Genomic DNA, 21165 nt, shown 5'->3' on the forward strand with positions numbered 1-21165 from the left:
GCAACTGCTGCCGGATCGTAAGCCTGTGGTGCATAGCTTGGCTGCAAACGCAGGCGGTAGATGATGGCGCCCGCAGTTACGCGGGGGCAGTATGGGGTAATGAACGCTTCCAGCGTCGGCGGTCCGCGGCAGAATCTCATTGTTGGGGACGGGGGCACTCTGCACCCGTGGAGCCGCTATATAGCGCTGGGCGATTCTTTCACCGAGGGGCTAGGGGATCCGGAACCGCAGAGTCCCGGGGGACTACGGGGCTGGGCGGACCGGGTAGCGGAGGAGTTGAGCGTCCGCCACGAGGACTTCGCCTACGGGAATCTGGCGGTGCGGGGGCTGCTGCTTCGGCAGATCCTGGATCAGCAGATTGGCCCTGCGCTGGCCCTGAAACCCGATCTCATCACCCTCAACGCCGGGGGAAATGACTTGATCTTTCGCAACAGCGATCCGGATAAACTCGCCGTCAGGATGGATGCGGGAGTTGAACTGCTGGCATCGACGGGCGCGACGGTGGTGATCTTCACCGGGCCGGACTGGGGTGCGAACCCGGTGCTGGGGCGGACCCGCGGGAAGGTGGCTATCTTCAATGAAAACATGCGTACTATCGCGGCCCGCCATGATGCTCTGATCGCTGATCTTTGGGCGCTGAGAGAGCTCACACACCCGCTGACGTGGGATTCTGATCGGCTGCACTTCTCGCCGCTGGGCCACCACACGATTGCCATGATGGTGCTGGATACGCTCAACGTCCCCCACACGCTGCAGCCGATGACGCTCAAGGAGCTGCCCGAGCGCAGCTGGCGCGAGGCTAGGACAGACGACCTTGTTTGGGCTCGTCAGCATCTGGCCCCTTGGGTCCTTCGGCACCTGAAACATCGTTTTTCGGAAGAGGAACGACGGGCGGCAAAACGGCCCGACGCCGGACCGGTCTTCGGAGCCGGGATGCCGCCGGGGTCCACCATGGAGTCCCCGTAGTACGCCGAAAATCACGGGCTGTCCCCCCTGAAGCCGCACGCAATGGTTGACGCGGCGGCGCGCTCCGGCGCCGGCCGCGCCACTAGACTCGGTGACGAAAGCAGTTCCCACTGGTTCTTCCGACGAAAGAGGATATTCGTGTCCCAGCTTCAGCCCGGCATGCCCGCCCCCGAGTTCACGCTCTCCGATGCCGATGGCAAGAAGGTCTCGCTGTCCGACTATGCAGGCTGGAATGTTGTGCTCTACTTCTACCCCAAGGCTGCCACCGCCGGCTGCACCATCGAGGCCTGCGACTTCCGCGACAGCCTCAACTCGCTGCAGGCCGCCAACTACGACGTCATCGGCATCTCGCCGGACGGCGCGGAGGCCATTCAGGCCTTCAGCGACGCAGAGGGCCTGAACTTCCCGCTGCTGTCCGATCCTGATTTTGCAGTCGCCAAGGCGTACGGCTCCTACGGCGACAAGACGTTCGGCGACAAGGTCTTCACCGGCACGCTCCGCAGCACCTTCGTGATCGGCCCGGACGGAACCATCAAGCACGCCGAGTACGACGTGGACGCCAAGGGCCACGTGGCGCGGCTGCGGGAAACTCTGGGGGTCTGAGTCTGGGGCGTTCCAAGGGTCTCCACGCGTTCGCTGGCGCTCACTTGGTCGACCACCGGGTGAGGGGTCTCCACGCGTTCGCTGGCGCTCACTTGGTCGACCACCGGGGGCTGGCGCTCACTTGGTCGACCTACCGGGCATTACTTGCGGACGGTGAGGCGGGCTGTGGCGGCTGCGCCTAGGACGGCGCAGGAGAACCAGATGGCGCCGCCGGGGCCCAGCGGGGCGGCGACCAGACCGGCGGCAAGCGGCAGGACCACCTGCCCCGCGCGGTTGCCCAGCAGCCTCAGCGCCAGCGCGGCTCCGCGGGATTCCGGCCGGACTGCCTGGCTGATCAGCGTCATGGTCAGCGGTTGGCCAAGGCCCAGCAGGAAACCGCCGACAAACAGCGCCACCGCCGCCGGCCAGAACGGTTCCAGCACCAACGGCGTCACGGCGATCGTGAGGCCGGAGCCCAGCAGGCTGGCCACGAGCAGCTGGATCCGACTCCAGCGCTGCACCAGCCAGGGCAGCAGGATCCGCGAGATGATCGATGCGCTGGCGCGGACGGCCAGCAGCACGCCCACCCAAAACGGCGCAACGCCCAGTTCCTCGCCGACCAGCGGCAGGAAGGCTACCAGAATGTCGATCACGGACAGCAGCGCCAGCGAGGCCAGCATGTTCCACGCCACCCCGGGCCGCCGCAGAATCTGCAGCACGGGCTCCTTCACCACCGCCGGCCGGACGGCACCGGCGGCCGCAGCGCCGTCGTTCTTGCGGCGGAACCGCCGCCGGGGTGCCCCGGGATGCGCACCGATCAGCATCAGCGGCGCTCCGGCCAGGGCAATACCCGCAGCCAGCAGCAGGGCCAGGTTGATGGCGCCCAGCCAGTCCGGGCCTACGCCCTCCGTGCCGGTGCCCAGCAGCAAACCGGCCAGCAGCGGGCCGAGCAGTTGGCCCAGCGAGAAGGCGGCGGTGAACCAGCCAAAGCCGCTGTCCATCTGGTTCAGCGGGGCATAACGTCCGATCGCGGACTGGCCGGCGATGGTGAAGACCAGATGCCCCATGCCGAGCAGGGCCATGGAGACGCCGATCAGCAGGAACTCCTCCGCCAGCGCCAGCCCCACGGCCGCCACCGCCAGCATCACCGCGCCGAGCACCACCATGCCCTTGAGCGAGGCCACCCGGTCGCTCACCCGGCCCAGCCACAGCGCCGCAACCACCGGCAGCACCGCATAAATGGCGGTCACCACACCGATCACCGCCGCGTCGCCACCCAGGGCCAGCAGCTTGTAGGACACCACCGGCCGGGACAAGTTCAGCGACGTCTGGGTCAACACGGCGGCTGCCATGAGGACCCAGAGCCATAAGCGGGACCCCGGCTGGTTTGGTGGCTGCGTGCTCAATGTCCTCTTTCTGCGGCGTGCGTCGGCCTCCCCATTCTGCCCCTCCTGTCCCCATTCATCGTAAAAACCGTTGCGCCGGCCGTAGTGCGGTGGTCGAATGGGTGGCATGGCTATCGGGGAGACCGTCCTGGCGATCGGGACGAAGAAAGGGCTGTGGCTGGCCACTAGCCAGGACCGGACCAATTGGTCCCTGTCCGGCCCGCACTTTTTGATGAACGAGATTCCCAGCATCGGGATCGACCAACGCAACGGGTCCACCCGCTTGCTGGTGGGGGCGCGCTCAGAACACTGGGGACCCACCGTCTTCCACTCGGATGACCTCGGCGAGACCTGGACCGAGCCGGAGAACGGCGCCATCCGCTTCAATGACGGCGACGGCGCCGCGCTGGAGCGGGTCTGGCAAATCCAGCCGGACGCAGCGGATCGGCCGGGCGTGGTCTGGGCTGGCTGCGAACCGATATCGGTCTGGAAATCCACCGACGGCGGCGAACACTTCGAACTCAACCGCGCCCTCTGGAACCATCCGGACAAGGACCAGTGGGGCGCCGGCTTCGGCGGGGCGGCCGCCCATTCAATCCTGCCGAGCCCGCATGATCCGGACACCGTGCACGTGGCCATGAGCACCGGCGGGGTCTACCGCAGCACCGACGGTGGAGACAGCTGGCAGGCCCGCAACCACGGCATCAGCGCTTACTTCATGCCCGACCCGAATCCCGAGGTGGGCCAGTGCGTCCACAAGATCGCCCGGGATGCGGTGGAACCGTCCACGCTCTTTGCGCAGAACCACCACGGCGTCTACCGGTCGGATGATTCCGGCGACAACTGGCAATCCATCGCCGACGGCCTGCCCAGCGACTTCGGCTTCGTCATGCTCACGCATCCGCGGAGAACGCGGACCGCGTGGGTGGTCCCGATCAAGGCCGACGGCGAGCGTATTCCGCCGGACGGGCATTTGGCGGTGCATCGGACCGACGACGGCGGTGCCACCTGGGCGCGGTTCGGCACCGGCCTGCCCGACCTCGACTACAACGTGGTGCTGCGGGATGCTGCCGCCGTGGACACCGGCGATCCGGCCGGAGTCTACTTCGGCACCCGCGGTGGTTCGGTGTATGCCAGCGCCAACGAAGGCGAAGCCTTCGTGCAGGTTGCCTCGGGCCTGCCGGACGTCCTGTGTGTCCGGGCCGCAAGTCTGTAGGAGGAGGGACTCGTCGTGGTGGGTGTAGCGCAGAAGTCGGTCACCGTCGTCGTGCCCAGCCTGCTGGCCAAGGTCACCGGCGAGCAGCGGGAGCTCAGCGTGCCCGCGTCCGGCCCACGCTCAGTGGCGGAAATTCTGGACGATCTGGCTGGCGACTACCCGGTGTTCAACCGGCGCGTGCGCAATGAAACCGGCGCGATCCGCCGCTACGTCAACCTCTACCTGGACGGCGAAGACATCCGTACGCTGCAGGGGCCGGACACGCTGGTGGCCCCGGGGCAGGAATTGCTCATCATCCAGTCAGTCGCCGGAGGCTAGGCCGTGCGCATCTCCACCTGCGGGCACCCCATCCACCACATTCGACGGCAGCAAACATCAGGAGGGCAGCGATGACCAGCACCGGCAACCACGATGCAGAAATCCCGGAAGCGGACGAGGCCGACCGTGCCTGGCAGGACCGCCCGGTAGATGAGGACGCTTCGGAGCAACCAGCTTCGACGGTGCCGCCGGTCGGCTGGGAAGCGAACGAGGCCGACCTGCAGGAGCAGCTCGAGTCGATCAGCGAGGACGAGGACGAAGAGTACCCCCGCGAAGTCGAAGAGCCTGAATAACAAGCCTCGGCCGGCGGCCCTTAATGTCCGCCGGCTGTTGCCTGCCAGTGTTGGCGGAGGTTTGTTGCCCGCCGGTTGCTGGCGCCTACTCCCCCACCAGCCCGTCCACTGCCTCGCGCAGCAGGTCGGCGTGGCCGTTGTGCCGGGAATATTCCTCGATCATGTGGACCAGGATCCAGCGCAGGTTCACAACGCTGCCATCCCGGCCTGACCTGCTGGCCATCCGGTCCAAGCCGCCGGCGGCCAAACCGCCGACGGCCAAGGCTTCAGTGGTGAGCACGCGGGAACGTGCCACACTCTCGCTCCACAGTTCCCGGAGCAGTTCCGGGGAATCGCCGGCAGCCGACTCCCAGTCCCAGTCCGGCTCCGCGGACCAGTCCACGCTGTCCCACGGCGGCTGCGGTTCGCGGCCGTGCAGCGTGTGGGAGAACCAGTAGTCCTCCACAAACGCCAGATGCTTGAGCATGCCGCCCAGGGTCATCCGCGACGGCGGCAGCTTGGCGGCCAGTCCAGCGGCTCCCAGCCCGGCACATTTCCACTCCAAGGTGGCGCGGTGGAACTCCAAGAAGCCCAGGAGCATGTCCAGCTCATTGGCGGCCAGCGGCGGTTCCGGGCGGCCTTGCTCGTCGACGTCGGTCATGATCCGAGAGTCTAGCGGCTGGGATAATGGCAGCATGCGACTTGCAGTCTTCACCGGTTCAGCCAGCGGAACAGACCGCCTCTACGCCCGGGAGGCGGCGTCCTTCGCCGCCGAACTGGCATCCCGCGGCATCGGCATTGTGTACGGCGGCGGCCAGGTGGGGTTAATGGGCACCGTGGCGGACAGCGCGGTGGCCGCCGGCGGCGAGGTGGTGGGCGTGATTCCCTCCTCGCTGGACCGGACCGAGGTGGGGCACACCGGACTTAACACCCTGCACGTGGTGGACTCCATGCACGAACGCAAGCAGATGATGGCCGACCTGGCGGACGGTTTCGTGGCGCTGCCGGGCGGGGTGGGCACGCTCGAGGAGATCTTCGAGGCCTGGACCTGGCTGCAGCTGGGCATCCACGAAAAGCCGGTGGCGTTTCTGAACATCAACGGCTTCTGGGACCCGCTGCTGGCGGCGATCGACTCGCTGGTCAGCGCCGGCTTCCTGAAGCAGGACTACCGCGACGCCGTGATTGTGGCCGGCTCCGCCGCGGAGCTGCTGGACGCCATCAACCGCTGGACGCCGCCGGCCCGCAAGTGGCAGGACCCCGGCGAGCGCAGCCGGATCTGATCTCGCAGGTCTGAGCACCTGGCCTGACCGCTCAGCCCTGAGCCAAGACCTGGCCGCCCGGCCCCATCCCCTGCCGCTCAGACCCATCGCTCGACCGTGACCGCTCAGCCCTGACGCCCGGCCCAACCCGCCCAGATCCAACCGCCCAGCTGTGACCGGACGGCAAACGTAGACAGCGCCCCTCCCCTGCGGAAGAGACGCTGTCCGGCGCATCGGACGGCAGGCGGACCCCGCCGTCGTACTGCATTAAGTTGTACTGCTTTAAGGCAGGCCGCTCAGGGCGTGGAGCTTACGGGAAGAACTTGTCCAGCTCCGCCGGCTTGGTCAGCGTGCCGTACTTCAAGGCCGCGTCGGCGAGCTTCTGCGCTGCCTCCATGTTGAAGTCCTTGCGGAAGGCCGGCAGGGCCATCTCCGCGCGGGCGGCTTCGTCGATCTTGGTGTAGGTGCCCACGATGTCGCGGACCTCGTCCGGGTTCTCCTGCGCGTATTCCAGCGAGCGGTTCATCGCGGCCTGGAACTTCTTGACCAGTTCCGGATCGTTGGCCACGGTGTCGCCGGTGGCGAAGTAGCCGGAGATATCTAGGTTCTTGTCGAAGTCGGCGAAGTTGTAGGAGACCACGCGGCCGCCGTCGTCCACGGACTGGGACAGGAACGGATCCAGGATCCAGGCCGCGTCAACCTGGCCGTTGGCCAGGGCTGCCGGCGCGTCCGGGAAGCCCACTTCCACGAACTTCACGCTGTCCGGGTCGCCGCCGTCGGCTTCGATCACGCTGCGGATGGTGGTGTCGCCGATGTTGGAGAGAGTGTTGACGGAGACGGTCTTGCCGGACAGGTCCTTGGGCGACTTGATGTCCGAATCACCGTTGACCACCACGCCGCCGAAGTCGTGCGAGGTATCGCCGGAGGTGGAGTTGCCGTTGGCCACCAGCTGGATGTCCAGGCCCTTGTCATTGGCGACCATGACCGACACCAGGTTGCCGAAGGCGAAGTCGAAGCCACCGCTGACCACGGCCGGGATGGCGGCTGCGCCACCGGCGACGTTCTGGATGTCCAGGTCCAGGCCCTCTTCTTCGAAGAAACCCTTGGAATCGCCGAGCCAGAGCGGTGCGGTGTCAACGATCGGGATCACGCCGACGGTGACCGGGGTGAGTCCGCCCGAGGCTGCCGGTTCGTTGCCGCCGCCCTCGCCGCCGCTGGGAGATCCGGACCCACAGGCCGCCAGGCCCAGCGCGGAGACACCGGCCAGCAGCGTCAGGAATGTTCGCTTCATGTCACTTCCTCAAATCGAAAAACCAAGTGGCAGCGCCCACAGTCTCCCCCAACGGAAGCGCGGTTCAGCACGCGGCCACCGGCACAACTATGTCACGGCTCACAGCCCATCCCTGCGGCCGTGTGCAAATGTGACGCGTCACGCAGTATCGTCAGCGGACGGCATGTCTGCGGCGGGGCTCCATTGCCAACAGAAGCAGCGGCACTACCTCGTGGCGAGCTGCTCCTTGACCTGCTTGCGCAGCACCTTGCCGAGCATGGACTTGGGCAGTTCCGGCACGGCAACAATCCGCCGCGGCACCTTGTACGCCGCCAGGCGGCTGCGGCAAAAGTCGCGCATCTCCTGCTCGCGCAGCGTGAGGTCGTCTTCCGGGCGGAGCACGACGGCGGCGGTCACCTCTTCGCCTCCCTCGGCCCGCGGCAGGCCGACCACTGCCGCTTCCATCACGTCAGGGTGCGAGCGCAGCGCCTCCTCGACTTCCGACGGCGAGACGTTGAAGCCGCCGGTGATGATGAGTTCCTTGACCCGGTCCACGATCCGGGCGTTGTGCTCGGCGTCCACGGTGACGATGTCGCCGGTGCGGACCCAGCCGCCGTCGAGCAGCACTGCGGCGGTCTCATCCGGCTTGCCCCAGTAGCCCTGAAACACCTGCGGTCCGCGGATCAGCAGTTCGCCGGGCTGTCCGGGCTCCACGTCCTGGTCCGGGTTGTCCGGGTCCACTACCCGCATCTCGGTGCTGGGGAAGGGAACGCCGATGGTCCCGTTCCGGCGGGTGGGCGCGAACGGGTTGCCCATCGCCACCGGGGAGGTTTCGGTCATGCCGTAGCCCTCCACCAGCAGGCCGCCGGCGGTGTCCTCCCACAGGTCCACGGTGGCCTGCGGCAGGTTCATCGCCCCGGAAATGGCGAACCGCACCGAGCCCAGGTCCACCCCGCGCTTCCGGGCCTCATTCGCGGTCCGCTCGTAGATGGGCGGCACCGCGCAGAAAATGGTGGGCGGCGTTTTCTTGGCGGCGGAGAGCACCAGGTCCACGTCGAATTTGGGAAAGAGGACAACCCGCGAGCCGGTGAGGACGCCGAAGGTCAGGTACAGGGTCATGCCGAAAGCGTGGAACATCGGCAGCACGGCATACATGACTTCCGTGCCCTCCGCCGCGCCGTGCATCCAGGCGCGCCCCTGTTCCGCATTGGCCCGCAGGTTCAGGTGGGTGAGCATGACCCCCTTGGGCGATCCGGTGGTGCCGGACGTGTACTGGATGGCCGCCAGGTCGGTGACCGCGGGGCGGGGAAAGCTCTTCTTCAGCGGCTTGGACTTCAGCAGCGTTTCCCAGGAAACGGTGTTCTTCACCGGGGCGGTCAAGGCCTTGCGGGATTTCCTGGCGGCCGGGATCGGCAACCTGAGGGCCAGCCGCTTGGCGCGCGGCATGGCGCGGGTCAGATCCACCGACACGATCGTCTTAACGGCCAGGTCGGCGGGGAAGGCCTGGACCTTGGCCACTACGTTGTTCCAGACCACGGCGACGGTGGCGCCATGGTCTTCGAACTGGTGCCGGAGCTCGCGCTCGGTGTAGAGCGGATTGTGTTCGACGACGACGGCGCCCAGCCGCAGCACCGCGTAGAAGGCCACCACATGCTGCGGGCAATTCGGCAGGATCAGCGCCACTCGGCTGCCCGGGCCTACGCCCAGCCGGCGCAGGCCTTCGGCTGCCCGCTCCACCTGACGGCCCAGTTCCTGGAAACTGGTGGACGCGCCGAAGAAGTCCAAGGCCGTCTGCTTCCGGAACTTGCGGGCCGAATCCTCCAGCATGTGCGAAAGGGACGCGGTGGGAATCTCGATCTCGGCCGGCACCCCGGGCTGGTAATTCTGCAGCCATGGTCGGTTCTCAACAGTGGGCATAGCAGTGGCCGGCCCTCTCCCTCGGTTGATGCCAGTCTATGGCTGCCGCTTCGCTGCGCACCGAAAACGCCCCGCCCTCCGGATGGAGAACGGGGCGCTTCAGCGGGCAAATTACTTCGCGGGAACCTGCAGAACCTGGTCCACGAAAATCAGGTTCGGATCCGACACGGTGTCCGCGTTGGCTGCGAACAGGTCCTCCCAGCCACCCTGGAGGCCCAGCGACTCCGCGATCGTGGCCAGGGTGTCGCCGGACTGGACGGCGTAGGTTTCGCCGCTCACGGCCGGGGCCTCTACTGCGGGGGCGGCAGCGGGGGCCGGTGCCTCGGCAACCGGAGCCGGCGCGGCCGGGGCCTGCTGGACCGGCGCCTCGGCGACGGGAGCCTGCTGGACCGGGGCCTGCTCGATCTCGGCAGACTGGCTGCTCACCTGCGATCCCCCGCCGCCGCCGGACAGTCCCAGCTGGGACGAGCAAGCGGGCCATGCGCCCCAGCCCTGGCTGTCCAGGACGTTCTCTGCCACCGCAATTTGCTCGGCGCGGCTGGCGTTCTCTGCCGAACCGGTGCCGCCGTGGGCTGCCCACGTGCTCGGGGTGAACTGCAGGCCACCCGAGAATCCGTTACCGGTGTTGGTGCTCCAGCTGCCGCCCGACTCGCACTCGGCCAGGGCATCCCAGGTGGCGCCATCGGCGGCGTTTGCTGCCGGTCCAATCATGGCCACGCTGGCACCGGTCAGGGCCAGGGCTGCCAAACCGCCACGCAGGGCACGGCTGAAGTTCTTGTTTTTCTGTGAGTTCACAATGCTCCGCTGAGGCCGCCTTGCGCTCAGTCCGTCCCCGGACTTCCCTGCGCCGCCGTCAGCCACTCGTAAAGATCGAGGTCATGTGGACGTCTGCCATTCTGACGGCGAAAGGCGTGGGCAGCGTCCGGGCATATTCATTTGGGTCTATCGGGCCGAGTATTTCGGCACCCCCTGGCGCGGCCAACTGACCTACGCACTCCGAGGACGCTACCGGAAAGTAATCAACGTTGCAAAAACGAGATCTTCAAACGGCGTGTCGATCCGGCCATTCGGGCGGACACAAGACTAAGCAATCTTCCGATCCGGGCGGCGGTCGATGCGGACCTGTCGCCCTTCCGTATCTGCATGCCGCAAGTTCTGGTCGGATCCACCCTCCGATGTGCACAGCAGTTGAGCCCTGAGGCGCGTGTTCATACGGTTTCAGCGGGTTTTGGGATGCGTGCGCAGCGGTCGACATTCGGAGAATGATGGCTCTTTGAGTGCGCACAATAGGCGGGCCATCCAGGCCCCCGCCGAGGGAGAAGTAGCAACGACAGCCCCACGCCGCAATGACCGCGCTTTACGCTGAGAGCGAACGTGGTCGAAAGTGCCGATTATTCCGTGATCGCCGGTCAGGCCTGGGTAGCCGCCGGCGGGGCACTAAGCCTGCCTGGCGCCCGCCTGCAGAAGAGCCTCGCGCCCGGCTCCAGAAGCGGGGTGACGAAGGCTCAGTTCCGACGCCTTCGTGCAGCCCGCAGAGGTAAAGCAGGCCAGGTACCGGCGCCTACTCCTGCGTGCCGCCGGAGGTCTGCACCACCGGCACCAGCTTCACGTCAAGCAGCCTGCCGCCGTCGGCCGTCGCCGTCAGGTAGGTACAGACCGGTTGGCGGCGGCGGTCGGTCGGCGACCCCGGATTGAGCAGCCGGAGGCCGCCGGGCGAGGTGGTGTCCCACGGAATGTGGCTGTGCCCGAACACCAATACATCCACGCCGGGAAACCGCGCCGCACACCGTTGTTCGCGACCCTTCGCCGCCCCTGTCTCGTGGATCATGGCGAAGCGGACACCCTCGACCGCTGCTTCGGCGACTTCCGGCAGCCGCGCGCGCAGGTCGTCGCCGTCGTTGTTTCCATATACGCCGATCAGCCGCCGGCTGCGCTGCTCCAGCTCGTCCAGCAGGTCCGCGGTGACCCAATCGCCGGCGTGGAACACCACTTCCGCCGCGGCCACCGCGTCCCAGACCTGCTCCGGGAGCTGCCGCGCGCGCTTCGGCACGTGGGTATCCGCCAGGAACAGGAGCTTGCTGACCATACGGGCATCCTTGCACACCGGCTCAGAAGCCGAAGGCCATCCGCAGCCCCAGCACCAGCATGACCACCGCGATCAGCCCGTCCAGGATCCGCCAGGAAGCGGGCCGGGCGAAGAACGGGCGCAGCAACCGGGCACCGAACCCGAGTGCAGTGAACCAGGCAATGCTGCCCAATACCGCACCGACACCGAAATACCAGCGCAGTTCCGGGCCCTGGGTGTTGGCGATCGAACCGAGCAGCAGAACGGTGTCCAGGTAGACGTGCGGGTTCAGCCAGGTCAGCGCCAGCGCCGTGGCCGCTGCGGAGGCCAGCCCGCCGGCGCGCGGATTCTCCGAGGCCGTGAGCGCGCCCGGCTTGATGGCCCGTTTGGCCGCGAACACGGCGTAGGCGAGCAGGAAGGCGGCGCCGCCGAGCCGAATGACGTCGACCACCACCGGAGCCGCCTCGATCAGCGCACCGATGCCGGCGATCCCGGCAGCGATCAGCACAGCATCGGAGACTGCACAGATGAGAACGACGACGCCCACATGCTCGCCCCGGATCCCCTGACGCAGCACGAAGGCGTTCTGCGCCCCGATCGCGACGATGAGCGCCAGGCCTGTGCCCAGGCCGAGCAAAATGGTGGGGGCAATAGCTGTAGTCACAGCAGACGACGCTATCCGAGCGCCCCAGATCAGTACAGCTAAAGAAATTTCAGTTGCGTAAGCTGAGCTAATGCAGCCGTTTCAATTCGAGCATTTGGCGACCTTCGCCGTCGTCGTCCAAGAGGGCAGTTTTGATGCCGCCTCGCGGGCACTGCACGTGACGCCCTCCGCGGTCTCGCAGCGGATCAAGGCGATGGAGCAGGCAGCGGGGCAGGTCCTGCTGCAGCGCACCACGCCGGTGCAGCCGACCGCCGCCGGCGATGTGGTGCTCCGGTTGGCACGGCAGGTGCGGGTGCTGCAGGCGGATGCGCAGCACGAACTTGGCGGCAACGTGGCCGGACTGTCCCTGCCGCTGGTGGTCAACGCGGATTCGCTCGCCACCTGGTTCCTGGGCGCACTGGCCCGCATGCCGCGTGAACGGGGCGCGTTCTTTGAAGTGCACCGGGAAGACGAGCAGCACTCCACCTCGCTGCTGCGGTCGGGACGAGTCAACGCGGCAGTGACTGCCACGCCGGAACCGGTCCAGGGCTGCACGGTGGAAGCGCTTGGCTCGCTGCGCTACCGGGCAGTGGCCAGCAGCGACTTTCTGGACCACTGGCGGCCCGGCGGGACGCGGCCTGGCGACGTGGCCTGGCTCGGCGCGGCCCCGGTGTTGGACTTCGACCGCAAAGACGACCTGCAGGAGCGCTTCTACCGGACCTTGACCGGGACTGACCTGGCCGGCCCCCGCCACTACATGCCGGCGTCCGGCGAGTTTGCGGCCGCCGTCCGGCTGGGCATCGGCTGGGCCCTGCTGCCCGAACAACAGTGCCTCGCGGACATTCGAAGCGGCCTGTTGCAGGAACTCGCCCCGGACCTGCCAATGGACGTTCCGTTGTACTGGCAGCGCTGGAAAATCAGTTCACCCATCCTCGATGAACTCTCCGCCTGCGTTCGGCAAACCGCGGCGGAACAACTGCTCCAGCCGTAGCCGCACGGAACTCAACAGCGAGCGCGCCACTGGCTCCCTGAGGCGCGTCCGCCGTCACCGAGGCCCCGACACGAGCGGCCGACGCTTAAGGTGGAGGGGAAGATCCTGACGAAGGGGCATGATGCAAGACCGCATTCGCAATGCCCGCATGCTCGAGCGCGTAATGTCCGCCGAGCAGGCGGCCGAACTGATCAAACCCGGCATGACCGTGGCCATGAGCGGCTTCACCGGGGCCGGCTACCCGAAGGCCGTGCCTCAGGCGCTGGCCGAAAGGATGGAAACCGCCCATGCGGCGGGGGAACAGTTCAAAATCCGCGTGATGACCGGCGCATCAACCGCCCCCGAACTCGACGGCGTGCTGGCCAAGGCCGACGGGATGGAGTTGCGCCTGCCCTACCAGTCCGATCCGGCCCTGCGCGAGCGCATCAATGCCGGGGAACTGGACTACATCGACATGCACCTCAGCCACGTCGCGCAGAACACCTGGTTCGGGTTCTTCGGCGACGTGGACCTCGCCGTCGTCGAAGTGGTCGGTGTGCTGGAAGATGGCCGGCTGATCCCGTCGTCCTCGGTGGGCAACAACAAGACCTGGCTGGAGCAGGCTGACAAGGTCATTGTGGAGGTCAACAGTGCGCAGCCGGCCGAGCTGGAGGGCATGCACGACGTCTACTACGGCACTGCGCTGCCGCCGAACCGGAAACCGATCCAGCTGCTGAGCCCGGACGACCGGATCGGCGAACCGTATTTGCAGGTGGATCCGGACAAGATCGTCGCGATCGTGCATACCAACGCTCCGGACCGGAACTCCCCCTTCAACCCGCCGGACGAGACCTCGCAGCAAATCGCCGGACACCTGCTGGATTTTCTGGACCAGGAGGTCCAGCGCGGCCGCCTGACGGAACAGCTCCTGCCGCTGCAGTCCGGCGTCGGCAATATCCCCAATGCGGTGCTGGAAGGTTTGGCTGCCGGCGGCTACCGCGGCCTGACCGCCTTCACCGAGGTGATCCAGGACGGCATGCTCAAGCTGATCAAGGACGGCGTGCTGCGGATGGCGTCGGCCACGTCCTTCTCGCTGAGCCAGCCCGGCGTGGCGGAATTCAACGCCAACGTTGACTATTACCGCGAGCGCATCATCCTGCGCACCCAGGAGATCTCCAACCACCCCGAACTGATCCGGCGGCTGGGCTGCATTGCGCTCAACGGCATGATCGAGGCGGATATCTACGGCAACATCAACTCCACCCACATCGCCGGCAGCAAGGTGATGAACGGCATCGGCGGCTCCGGGGACTTCGCCCGGAACGGCTACCTGTCCGTGTTCATGTCCCCGAGCACGGCGAAGGGCGGCAAGATCTCCAGCATCGTGCCGATGGCCGGCCACGTGGACCACACCGAGCACGACACCATGATCGTGGTGACCGAACACGGCTTGGCAGACCTGCGCGGGCTCTCGCCCAAGCAGCGCGCCCGCAAGATTATCGAAACCTGTGCACATCCGGACTACCGGCCGCTGCTGCAGGACTATTTCGACCGGGCCTGCCGGGACAGCTATGCGAAGCACACCCCGCACCTGCTCGGCGAGGCCTTGTCCTGGCACCAGCGCTTCGTGGAGACGGGCAGCATGCGTCCGGGTTTGGGCTAGCCGTTATATTTCTTCCGGTAGCGCCAGAAGAGCCGGTCCGGCCACCTGGTTAAAGGTATGCTTTTCGCCGGACGTCGTCTCACCACAGTGAGGGTTGCTGCAACAGACGATGCCAACGATTCCGCCGACGGTACGCCGGCGATTCCGGCAGACGAGGGGACCTGACCTTGCAGCTGGACACCGTGACCCTCAGGGTCGCCTTTGGCGCGATGTCGCTGGCACTGCTGTTGCTGTTCTACCTGGTGACGTTCCGCCGGACCCGCGCAGCCTACAGTGCCTGGTGGTGCGCCGCCTTGGTCCTGTTCCTGTTCTCCGCCACCGCGTACCTGCTGAACGGGACGGCCGTTCAGTGGTGGGCCAATCCGCTCGGAAACGTCTTCGGGGTGGCCGGGGCCTGGAGTGTCTGGACCGCGGCCCGGTCGCTCCGTTCGCTCAAGCCGATGCCGTGGCTGCTGGTTCCGGCCCTTGCCGTGGCGGCCGGCACCGCCGCGGTGGATCATCCGGCCATCAATGTCTGGGCCGGCGGCCCGGCGTTTCTGGGCTGCATGGCACTGTTCCTGGGGCTTTCTTCGGCTGAGCTGTTCCTGCTGCGCCGGGCCTCGCCGCGGCTGCGGACCTCCTTGGCGCTCACCTCGGCTTTCATGGGGTTCTTCTACCTGTGCCGGCTGGTCGCTTTCCTCGCCGACGGGCCCGACGGTGCATTCTTCCAGCGAGTCTTCGGTTCAGGGCCAACCACCCTGGTGACCATGACCCTGCTCATGGTGGTTTCCTTCAGCATGGCCGCGTTCAGCGCCGAACAGGCTGCGGTGGATCTGCGCAAACGCGCGCTGCACGATGGCCTGACCGGATTGTTGAACCGCAGCGCCTTCCTGGAGCTGGCAGCCGCACGCATGCAGGCGCTGCAGAGGGCTGGCGCCTCCGGCACGTTGGTGCTGGCCGACCTGGATCACTTCAAGCAGATTAACGACGCCAACGGGCATGCCGCCGGCGACACCGCCCTGCGGGCCTTTGCCGCCGCGTGCACCGGGACCGTCCGCTCCACGGACTTGGTGGGCCGGTACGGGGGTGAGGAGTTCATCCTCCTGTTGCCCGGGGCGGATGCGGAACAAGCCGAAGACCTGACCCATTTAATCAGCACCGTCCTGCGCCAAACCGCTTCCCCCGACCTGGTTCTGCCGACCGTCAGTTACGGAATCGCGCCGATTGGGGAGCGCGGCGCGGACGCCTTGGCGGACATCATCGCGGCTGCCGACGAGGCGCTCTACCAGGCCAAATCCCAAGGCCGGGACCGGGCGGTGCTGGCCGTCGAGCACGGCAATCCGGACGGGCTGATGCCCGGCGCCAAGGTCTAGCTGGCTGCGCCTTCGCGGCGCCGGCGGCAGCTCAGCGCTGGTATACCCGGGCGAGCACGGCGTCGAAGACCCGGTCCGGCAGCAGCCGGCGGGCGCTCATGATGGTGCGCGCGCCCCGGCCCACCGGGTACCGGCTGCGGGGGCGGCGGGCAGCCGCGACGCGGGCAATCCGCCGACCCACCACTTCCGGCGGCGTTGCGGTCCGCGCCGCATAGGCCGCGGAGACCGTCCGGGCCACGCTCTCGGCCTGCTGCTCGTAGGCCGTCCCCTCCGAGCTCTGCAGCAGGCTGCTCACCGCGATCGAGCTCCACTCGGTCTGAATCGGCCCGGGCTGGATGATCACCACATCGATGCCGAAAGGCTTGAGCTCCACCCGCAGACTGTCCGACAGGCCTTCGACCGCAAATTTGGCCGCGTGGTACCAGCCGCCCAGCGGTTCGTAGAAGACGCCGCCGATCGAGGACACGTTGATGATCCGGCCGCGGCCCTGCGCCCGCATGGCGGGGGCCGCCAATTGGATGAGCCGCCCCATGCCGAACACGTTCACTTCGAATTGCTGCCGGGCATCAGCCAGCGGCACGTCCTCCACGGCACCGTACGACGCATAGCCGGCGTTGTTGACCAGCACGTCGAGGCGGCCCTGTTCGCTCAGGATGCGCTCTATTCCGGCGACCATCGACGCGTCGTCGGTCAGGTCCATGCCGAGGACGCGGACTCCGCGCCCTTCCAGCGGACGCATCCGCTCCACCCGGCGCGCCGCCGCATAGACCGTGAAGCCGCGGCGGGCCAGTTCACGGCAGGCATGCTCGCCGATCCCCGACGACGCCCCGGTCACCAGTGCCACTTTGTCCCTCACGGCTGCCCCTCACTTCCCCAAGGCGACGACGACGGCGGTGCGCGCCTCCTGCGGCAACGTCCGGGCTGCGCCGTCCGGCCCAAAGAGCCGCTGGCATCCGTCGAGCTCTGCGGTCAACGGTGCACCGCCCTCCAGCCCATCGGCGACCGGCCACAAGACCGCGAACTCCGACACCTCGTCATCGCAGGTGGCATCGACAGCGTCAGCAGCGGCCGCCGCCAAAATGGCGTCCTTGGCCGAGCCACCGAGGCTTCCGCCACTGGAGAACGTTCCCGACACGATCTTGATGCTTTTAAACGACGGATCCGGCTCTGTGCCGGTTGGCGGACCATCCTCTTCGTGCGGTGCCGGGTCCGTTCGGTACTGGCAAATCCGCAGTGTGTCGGCTTCGTCCGCGCTGGGCAGCCGGCCAGGGGAGCCTGGTACGGCGTCACCATCGTGGGCAGCGTCGGGACCGGGCAGTTCCCCTATTGGCGGTGCGAGGGCCATTCCGGTCTCGGGCGTGATGCTCCATTCCGCGGGGCAGTTCGCGTCCAGTGCCACCCGCGGTTGGATGAGTTTGATCTTGTGCTGCGTCGATTCAACAACCTGCATGCCGCCGACCATCGTCCGCGCTCCGGGCTTCGTCTTCCCGCAGGAATTCGTCGGCCACGCCGCGCGCATGGCCCGGCCCTGGGCGTCCACCAGCCAGAGGTCGGGAACCAGTTCCATGTCCGCGGTGCAGGCCTGGTTCGGAATCGACCCGTCGCTGGGCTCTGCCAGTGCGTCCACCAGTGCGTCGATGTTTCCGGCGAGGCGCTCCTCCGTCACCGCCGACCACAGGCCTTCCTCGTCTTCGAGAGTGCCCAACATGAACGCGTCGCAGCGGATCACTTCGACCGGGACAAATCCTTCCGGCACTCCGCCGGCGGCCGGGGGCGGAGTGCCGGACGGCTCCCCTAGTTCAGCATCAGCAAGGGCGTCGGTCGCCGTGCAGTCAACGGCGTCTACCAAATCTGCCGGTTCGCGCGGCGATCCGCTGCCCTCCCCCTGAAGCTGCCCGCACGCCGTCACTCCCACTGCCAGCAGCGCCGCCAAGCCCAGCCCGAACATCGACTTTCGATCGCTGCCGAATCCAATCCGCTGCACTCTGCCCGCCCCCAGTCCCAGTCGTTGCCGCCATTCTAGGGCCTCAGCACAAGGCCGCCGCGAGATCAGATGTGTTGCACTTCGCCCCGGAAGCTGTTGCACGGGGCGCATCGGTCTGAGTAATGACGGATGCGCGCGCTGCTTCTTCAGTCGATTCGATGACGAGAACTTCCTGTGGAAGGGGCTAGGAGGGCGCCCCATCGTCGTAAGCGCTTCGGTTCGAGAGAGTGGCTCCCGGTACGCCGCTGCAAAAAGCGACTTGGGGGTGCACCATCCGCCGGACCAAGCTGATGAACCCGACAAATTTGCCTGCCACAGAGCGCCGGTGTTCAATGCCGGCCCCTCACCTCGGGTTACGGCCTCATACGCGCGAAGGCACGATAGCAGCAAGGCGCCCATGCGCCGTCATGATGCCGAGGATGATGAGGGAGGCCCCGAGTGGTTGGTGCCATCCGAGAGGTTCTGCCAGGAAGACCGTCCCTAATATGACACCAACAACCGGAGACAAATATGTGACCGCAGCAGCGTTGGCTGCACCCCATGCAGTGACGATGTTGTTGTTCCAGACGTATGCCATGCCCGTGCCGAAAACCCCCAGGATAAGCATGCTCAAGATGGTGGCACCGCTGAGTTGTTCGATCGGCCTGCCGGCCAACCACGGCGTTGCGGCGGCCATGATCGCGGCACCCAGCAGGACTTGAACGAAAGCGAGAGCCGAAGCGGACAAGCCTCGGCCGGCAACGAAGCGCCTCAAATATGTGAAGGCCAGGGCATAGCAGGTGGCGGCACCGAGGCAGGCCAACTGACCGGCCAAGCCCGCCCCGTCCCCGACGCCGTTCCACGGGCCCATGATGATGACTACGCCGAAGAATCCCAACCCCAAGCCGAGGCTGCGCTGGCGGGTTAAGCGCTCGGTAGCCAGCGCCAGTCCCGCGACCAACATAGTAAGCAGCGGAGTCGTGGCATTGAAGATACTGGCCAGGGCCGAGGAAACGAACTGCTCAGCCCACGCAAACAAGGCGAACGGCACGACACACAGCAACATGCTCACGACCAACAGATGCCCCCACACCCGCAGATCAGATGGAATCGGGCGGCGGGCTGCCAACATCAAAAGCCCCAGGGCGGCCGCGCCGATAGCCATGCGAGCCCACACCACCTGCATCGGAGACAGATCCCGCAGGCCGAGCTTTATGAGCAGGAAACTGGAGCCCCAAGCCAGCGCAAGCAACACAAACTGGATCACGACACCTGAACGTGTCTGAGCGAAACCGCATCCCATCGATTCCTCTTTCCATCAGCTTCGTTGTCCTGGAAGCCTTGGCCAGGCACATCATCACTTCGCAGACACCGGAGCAACCCAAGATGTGAGATCGCCGCCGAATCCCGACGAAAGGACCCGCTGAAAGAAGGTGGCTTGTGGTGCGCTGCACCCCGCATCGATTCCCGTAGGACGGCCCCGTGGACGCGCTCCGGGTTTGGATGCGGGATTCGCGAGCGCATGCCGAGGCCCTGGCCGATGTATACGTAAAACCTTCAGGCTGCGGCCGACCCCGAACCGGTAACGAGCCGGAGAGCGAGCGGGAGGGCGCCGATCGTGCCCGACTTGGGCGCGACCGTCGCAATGAACAAGAAGACGATCGCTGCAAGCCCAATAGAATTCGGGCGTAGCGTCCGCGTCGAGGAAGATGTGTCAAGCTGCTCGGCCGGGTGGACGAGGCCTTGAACGTCGACCACTCGGGCGAGGCCACGCCATAGCGAACTTCAGACCATGACTATGCCGCTGCAGTTGGTGCAGTTCCCGCATCGGCCAGTTCGGCAATTCCATCAAGCATCGCTCTAGTTAGATGCTCCTGGAGGTCTGCGTATTTTTGTTGTCCTGCGACGTTGTTTAGCTCCTCGCGGTCTATTCGGTGATCGTAAAGTTCGGAGATGTCCGTGCCAAAGTACCTGGTGAAGCGTCCGTCTTTGGTGAGGATTGAACGGGTGCGGACGGGGCCGGGCAGGCCAGGCAGACCGAAGGGCTGATCCTCCTCGATGATCAGGGCGTCACGGACGGAATCCTGGGATCGTTCGAGCAGCGGGACTAGCGACCGTCCCTGAATTCCGCGATAGCTCCGCATTCCGGTCAGTGCAAGCAGAGTGGGGGCCAAGTCGGCCGTGGATATCAAGGCGTCGGACCTGCCGGGTCTAGTTCCGGGGACTTTGATCGTCAGCGGTACGTTGGTGACAGCGCGGTAATGGCTGAAGTGCTTGAGCATGAGTCCGTGGTCGCCGAACAAGTCGCCGTGATCGCTGGTGAAGACGACAATGGTGTTCTCCGCCAGCCCCTGGACTTCCAAGGCTGTCAGTATCCGGCCAATTTGTTCGTCCATCAGCGTGATCAGGCCGTACTGCGCCGCCGCAGCCTGCCGGTATTGGACCTCGTTCGCGGCGAACGTCATGGTCGGATCTTCGTTGGGTTCGCCGCGGCGTTGGAACATCTCGCGGATATGCGGCGGCGACTTCGAGTGATCCTGGAAGAAGCCGATCGGCAGTTCAACCTGCTCCGGCGAGTACATGTCCGCGTACCCTTGCGGGGGTGAGAACGGGTGGTGTGGATCCGGAAACGAAACAAACATGAAAAAGGGGTCATCCGCTTGGGCGAATTCCGCCAAGTGTTCGACAGCTTTCTCCCCCACATAGCTGCTGGGATGCACTTCTGCCGGGATGGCTGTCTCATACACCTGGTCCCACCCGGGCAAGCGCCGTTCTGAGTTCTCTACTCCGCCGACGGCCAGCGGATCGATGCCCCGCTCGCGTGCCCAATGTATATAGTGCCCGCCGGGCCGGTCGCCATGCCCAACCACGAGATCCACCTGCCGGTAGCCATAGTAGTCGTCGGGCAATGGGATGAATCCTTGGTCGTGGGCTGCACGGTTCTCCCACTGGTCCCAGCCGTCCGGGCGTTGGACGGAACGCGCGTCCGCGGCAGCCGGGTCAAGGAGCAGCGGATCCGTCTTCTCAATTTCGGCGCGTTGCACCGGTTCAAAGTCCCAGCCCATGTTCTGGTGGTGCAGTTTACCGACCGCCGTCGTCAGGTAGCCGCCACAGGACAGCTGCCGGACCATATTGTTGGTATCCGGATCCAGCGGTATGCCGTTGAACCGGGTGCCGTGCGCCGATGGCCAACGGCCGGTCAGCAGGCTTGCCCGGTTGGGCATGCAGGTGGGATTGGTGACCGTGGCCTCGGTGAAGATCATGCTCTCCGCGGCAAGCCGGTCCAGGTTGGGCGTGCGGACCGTGGGGTTGCCGGCGAAACCC

General features: G+C 66.3%; 20 protein-coding genes. 9 read left to right on the forward strand and 11 right to left on the reverse strand.

What is annotated here, in order from left to right:
• Positions 1-99: 99 nt before the first annotated feature.
• Positions 100-966: an SGNH/GDSL hydrolase family protein gene (locus E4J89_RS18705; protein WP_136787721.1), complete on the forward strand. Its 867-nt coding sequence runs from the start codon at positions 100-102 to the stop codon at positions 964-966.
• A 159-nt stretch (positions 967-1125) separates the two neighbouring features.
• The gene (gene bcp / locus E4J89_RS18710; protein WP_240691992.1) at positions 1126-1569 is read left to right on the forward strand and encodes a thioredoxin-dependent thiol peroxidase; all 444 of its coding nucleotides are present in this window, start codon (positions 1126-1128) and stop codon (positions 1567-1569) included.
• 140 nt (positions 1570-1709) lie between these two features.
• On the opposite strand, the gene E4J89_RS18715 is transcribed toward bcp, so the two are convergent.
• Positions 1710-2954, reverse strand: a complete 1245-nt coding sequence (locus E4J89_RS18715; RefSeq protein ID WP_240691988.1) for an MFS transporter — start codon at positions 2952-2954, stop codon at positions 1710-1712.
• A 97-nt stretch (positions 2955-3051) separates the two neighbouring features.
• Here E4J89_RS18715 and E4J89_RS18720 point away from each other — a divergent pair, with 97 nt between their 5' ends.
• The 3 genes from E4J89_RS18720 (at position 3052) to E4J89_RS18730 (ending at position 4760) form a co-directional block, all read left to right on the forward strand.
• Positions 3052-4149 carry a glycoside hydrolase gene (locus E4J89_RS18720; RefSeq protein WP_205754543.1) on the forward strand — a complete coding sequence of 366 codons (1098 nt, stop codon included), beginning with the start codon at positions 3052-3054 and terminating at the stop codon, positions 4147-4149.
• Positions 4150-4164: 15 nt separating this feature from the next.
• Positions 4165-4467, forward strand: a complete 303-nt coding sequence (locus E4J89_RS18725) for a MoaD/ThiS family protein (protein ID WP_240691989.1) — start codon at positions 4165-4167, stop codon at positions 4465-4467.
• Positions 4468-4538: 71 nt separating this feature from the next.
• Complete coding sequence (locus tag E4J89_RS18730; RefSeq protein WP_136787725.1) at positions 4539-4760, forward strand: hypothetical protein; 222 nt, start codon at positions 4539-4541, stop codon at positions 4758-4760.
• 85 nt (positions 4761-4845) lie between these two features.
• Here E4J89_RS18730 and E4J89_RS18735 read toward each other — a convergent pair whose 3' ends face one another.
• A complete protein-coding gene (locus E4J89_RS18735; RefSeq protein WP_136787726.1) occupies positions 4846-5400 on the reverse strand; it encodes a DinB family protein in 555 nt (184 codons plus the stop codon).
• 34 nt (positions 5401-5434) lie between these two features.
• Between E4J89_RS18735 and E4J89_RS18740 the strand changes: the two genes are divergently transcribed.
• Positions 5435-6019 (forward strand): TIGR00730 family Rossman fold protein, encoded by a 585-nt coding sequence (locus tag E4J89_RS18740; protein WP_136787727.1) that lies wholly within the window; start codon positions 5435-5437, stop codon positions 6017-6019.
• A gap of 289 nt (positions 6020-6308) precedes the next feature.
• Here E4J89_RS18740 and E4J89_RS18745 read toward each other — a convergent pair whose 3' ends face one another.
• The 5 genes from E4J89_RS18745 to E4J89_RS18765 all read right to left on the reverse strand — a co-directional run bounded on the left by E4J89_RS18745 (position 6309) and on the right by E4J89_RS18765 (position 11914).
• Positions 6309-7289: an ABC transporter substrate-binding protein gene (locus E4J89_RS18745; RefSeq protein WP_136787728.1), complete on the reverse strand. Its 981-nt coding sequence runs from the start codon at positions 7287-7289 to the stop codon at positions 6309-6311.
• A gap of 204 nt (positions 7290-7493) precedes the next feature.
• Positions 7494-9185: a long-chain-fatty-acid--CoA ligase gene (locus tag E4J89_RS18750; protein WP_136787729.1), complete on the reverse strand. Its 1692-nt coding sequence runs from the start codon at positions 9183-9185 to the stop codon at positions 7494-7496.
• A 111-nt stretch (positions 9186-9296) separates the two neighbouring features.
• Positions 9297-9896 carry a transglycosylase family protein gene (locus tag E4J89_RS18755; protein ID WP_136787740.1) on the reverse strand — a complete coding sequence of 200 codons (600 nt, stop codon included), beginning with the start codon at positions 9894-9896 and terminating at the stop codon, positions 9297-9299.
• 850 nt (positions 9897-10746) lie between these two features.
• A complete protein-coding gene (locus E4J89_RS18760; protein WP_136787730.1) occupies positions 10747-11271 on the reverse strand; it encodes a metallophosphoesterase in 525 nt (174 codons plus the stop codon).
• Positions 11272-11293: 22 nt separating this feature from the next.
• Positions 11294-11914 carry a LysE family transporter gene (locus E4J89_RS18765; protein WP_240691990.1) on the reverse strand — a complete coding sequence of 207 codons (621 nt, stop codon included), beginning with the start codon at positions 11912-11914 and terminating at the stop codon, positions 11294-11296.
• A 70-nt stretch (positions 11915-11984) separates the two neighbouring features.
• On the opposite strand from E4J89_RS18765, the gene E4J89_RS18770 reads away from it, so the two are divergent.
• The 3 genes from E4J89_RS18770 to E4J89_RS18780 all read left to right on the forward strand — a co-directional run bounded on the left by E4J89_RS18770 (position 11985) and on the right by E4J89_RS18780 (position 15878).
• Positions 11985-12884, forward strand: a complete 900-nt coding sequence (locus E4J89_RS18770) for a LysR family transcriptional regulator ArgP (RefSeq protein WP_136787731.1) — start codon at positions 11985-11987, stop codon at positions 12882-12884.
• A gap of 121 nt (positions 12885-13005) precedes the next feature.
• Positions 13006-14526, forward strand: coding sequence for an acetyl-CoA hydrolase/transferase family protein (locus E4J89_RS18775; protein ID WP_205754544.1), 1521 nt, complete (start codon positions 13006-13008; stop codon positions 14524-14526).
• 167 nt (positions 14527-14693) lie between these two features.
• A complete protein-coding gene (locus E4J89_RS18780) occupies positions 14694-15878 on the forward strand; it encodes a GGDEF domain-containing protein (RefSeq protein ID WP_136787733.1) in 1185 nt (394 codons plus the stop codon).
• Positions 15879-15909: 31 nt separating this feature from the next.
• On the opposite strand, the gene E4J89_RS18785 is transcribed toward E4J89_RS18780, so the two are convergent.
• The 4 genes from E4J89_RS18785 to E4J89_RS18800 form a co-directional block, all read right to left on the reverse strand.
• Entirely contained in the window at positions 15910-16734 is an 825-nt protein-coding gene (locus E4J89_RS18785) for an oxidoreductase (protein WP_136787734.1), read from the reverse strand.
• Positions 16735-16743: 9 nt separating this feature from the next.
• Positions 16744-17862, reverse strand: a complete 1119-nt coding sequence (locus E4J89_RS18790; protein WP_136787735.1) for a hypothetical protein — start codon at positions 17860-17862, stop codon at positions 16744-16746.
• 361 nt (positions 17863-18223) lie between these two features.
• Entirely contained in the window at positions 18224-19108 is an 885-nt protein-coding gene (locus E4J89_RS18795; protein ID WP_240691991.1) for a DMT family transporter, read from the reverse strand.
• A gap of 529 nt (positions 19109-19637) precedes the next feature.
• Positions 19638-21165: sulfatase-like hydrolase/transferase (locus tag E4J89_RS18800; protein ID WP_136787737.1), on the reverse strand; the 1528-nt coding region annotated here is incomplete at its 5' end.

Origin of the sequence: Arthrobacter sp. CAU 1506 (genome assembly GCF_005047635.1) — a bacterium.
In the GTDB taxonomy this organism is placed as follows: domain Bacteria; phylum Actinomycetota; class Actinomycetes; order Actinomycetales; family Micrococcaceae; genus Crystallibacter.

What these genes read in the sequence shown, in the direction of transcription:
- E4J89_RS18705 (WP_136787721.1), top strand. Translation starts at nt 100, where the DNA reads ATGAACGCTTCCAGCGTCGGCGGTCCGCGGCAGAATCTCATTGTTGGG.
- bcp (WP_240691992.1), top strand. Translation starts at nt 1,126, where the DNA reads ATGCCCGCCCCCGAGTTCACGCTCTCCGATGCCGATGGCAAGAAGGTC.
- E4J89_RS18720 (WP_205754543.1), top strand. Translation starts at nt 3,052, where the DNA reads ATGGGTGGCATGGCTATCGGGGAGACCGTCCTGGCGATCGGGACGAAG.
- E4J89_RS18730 (WP_136787725.1), top strand. Translation starts at nt 4,539, where the DNA reads ATGACCAGCACCGGCAACCACGATGCAGAAATCCCGGAAGCGGACGAG.
- E4J89_RS18735 (WP_136787726.1), bottom strand. Translation starts at nt 5,400, where the DNA reads ATGACCGACGTCGACGAGCAAGGCCGCCCGGAACCGCCGCTGGCCGCC.
- E4J89_RS18740 (WP_136787727.1), top strand. Translation starts at nt 5,435, where the DNA reads ATGCGACTTGCAGTCTTCACCGGTTCAGCCAGCGGAACAGACCGCCTC.
- E4J89_RS18745 (WP_136787728.1), bottom strand. Translation starts at nt 7,289, where the DNA reads ATGAAGCGAACATTCCTGACGCTGCTGGCCGGTGTCTCCGCGCTGGGC.
- E4J89_RS18750 (WP_136787729.1), bottom strand. Translation starts at nt 9,185, where the DNA reads ATGCCCACTGTTGAGAACCGACCATGGCTGCAGAATTACCAGCCCGGG.
- E4J89_RS18755 (WP_136787740.1), bottom strand. Translation starts at nt 9,896, where the DNA reads ATGATTGGACCGGCAGCAAACGCCGCCGATGGCGCCACCTGGGATGCC.
- E4J89_RS18760 (WP_136787730.1), bottom strand. Translation starts at nt 11,271, where the DNA reads ATGGTCAGCAAGCTCCTGTTCCTGGCGGATACCCACGTGCCGAAGCGC.
- E4J89_RS18770 (WP_136787731.1), top strand. Translation starts at nt 11,985, where the DNA reads ATGCAGCCGTTTCAATTCGAGCATTTGGCGACCTTCGCCGTCGTCGTC.
- E4J89_RS18775 (WP_205754544.1), top strand. Translation starts at nt 13,006, where the DNA reads ATGCAAGACCGCATTCGCAATGCCCGCATGCTCGAGCGCGTAATGTCC.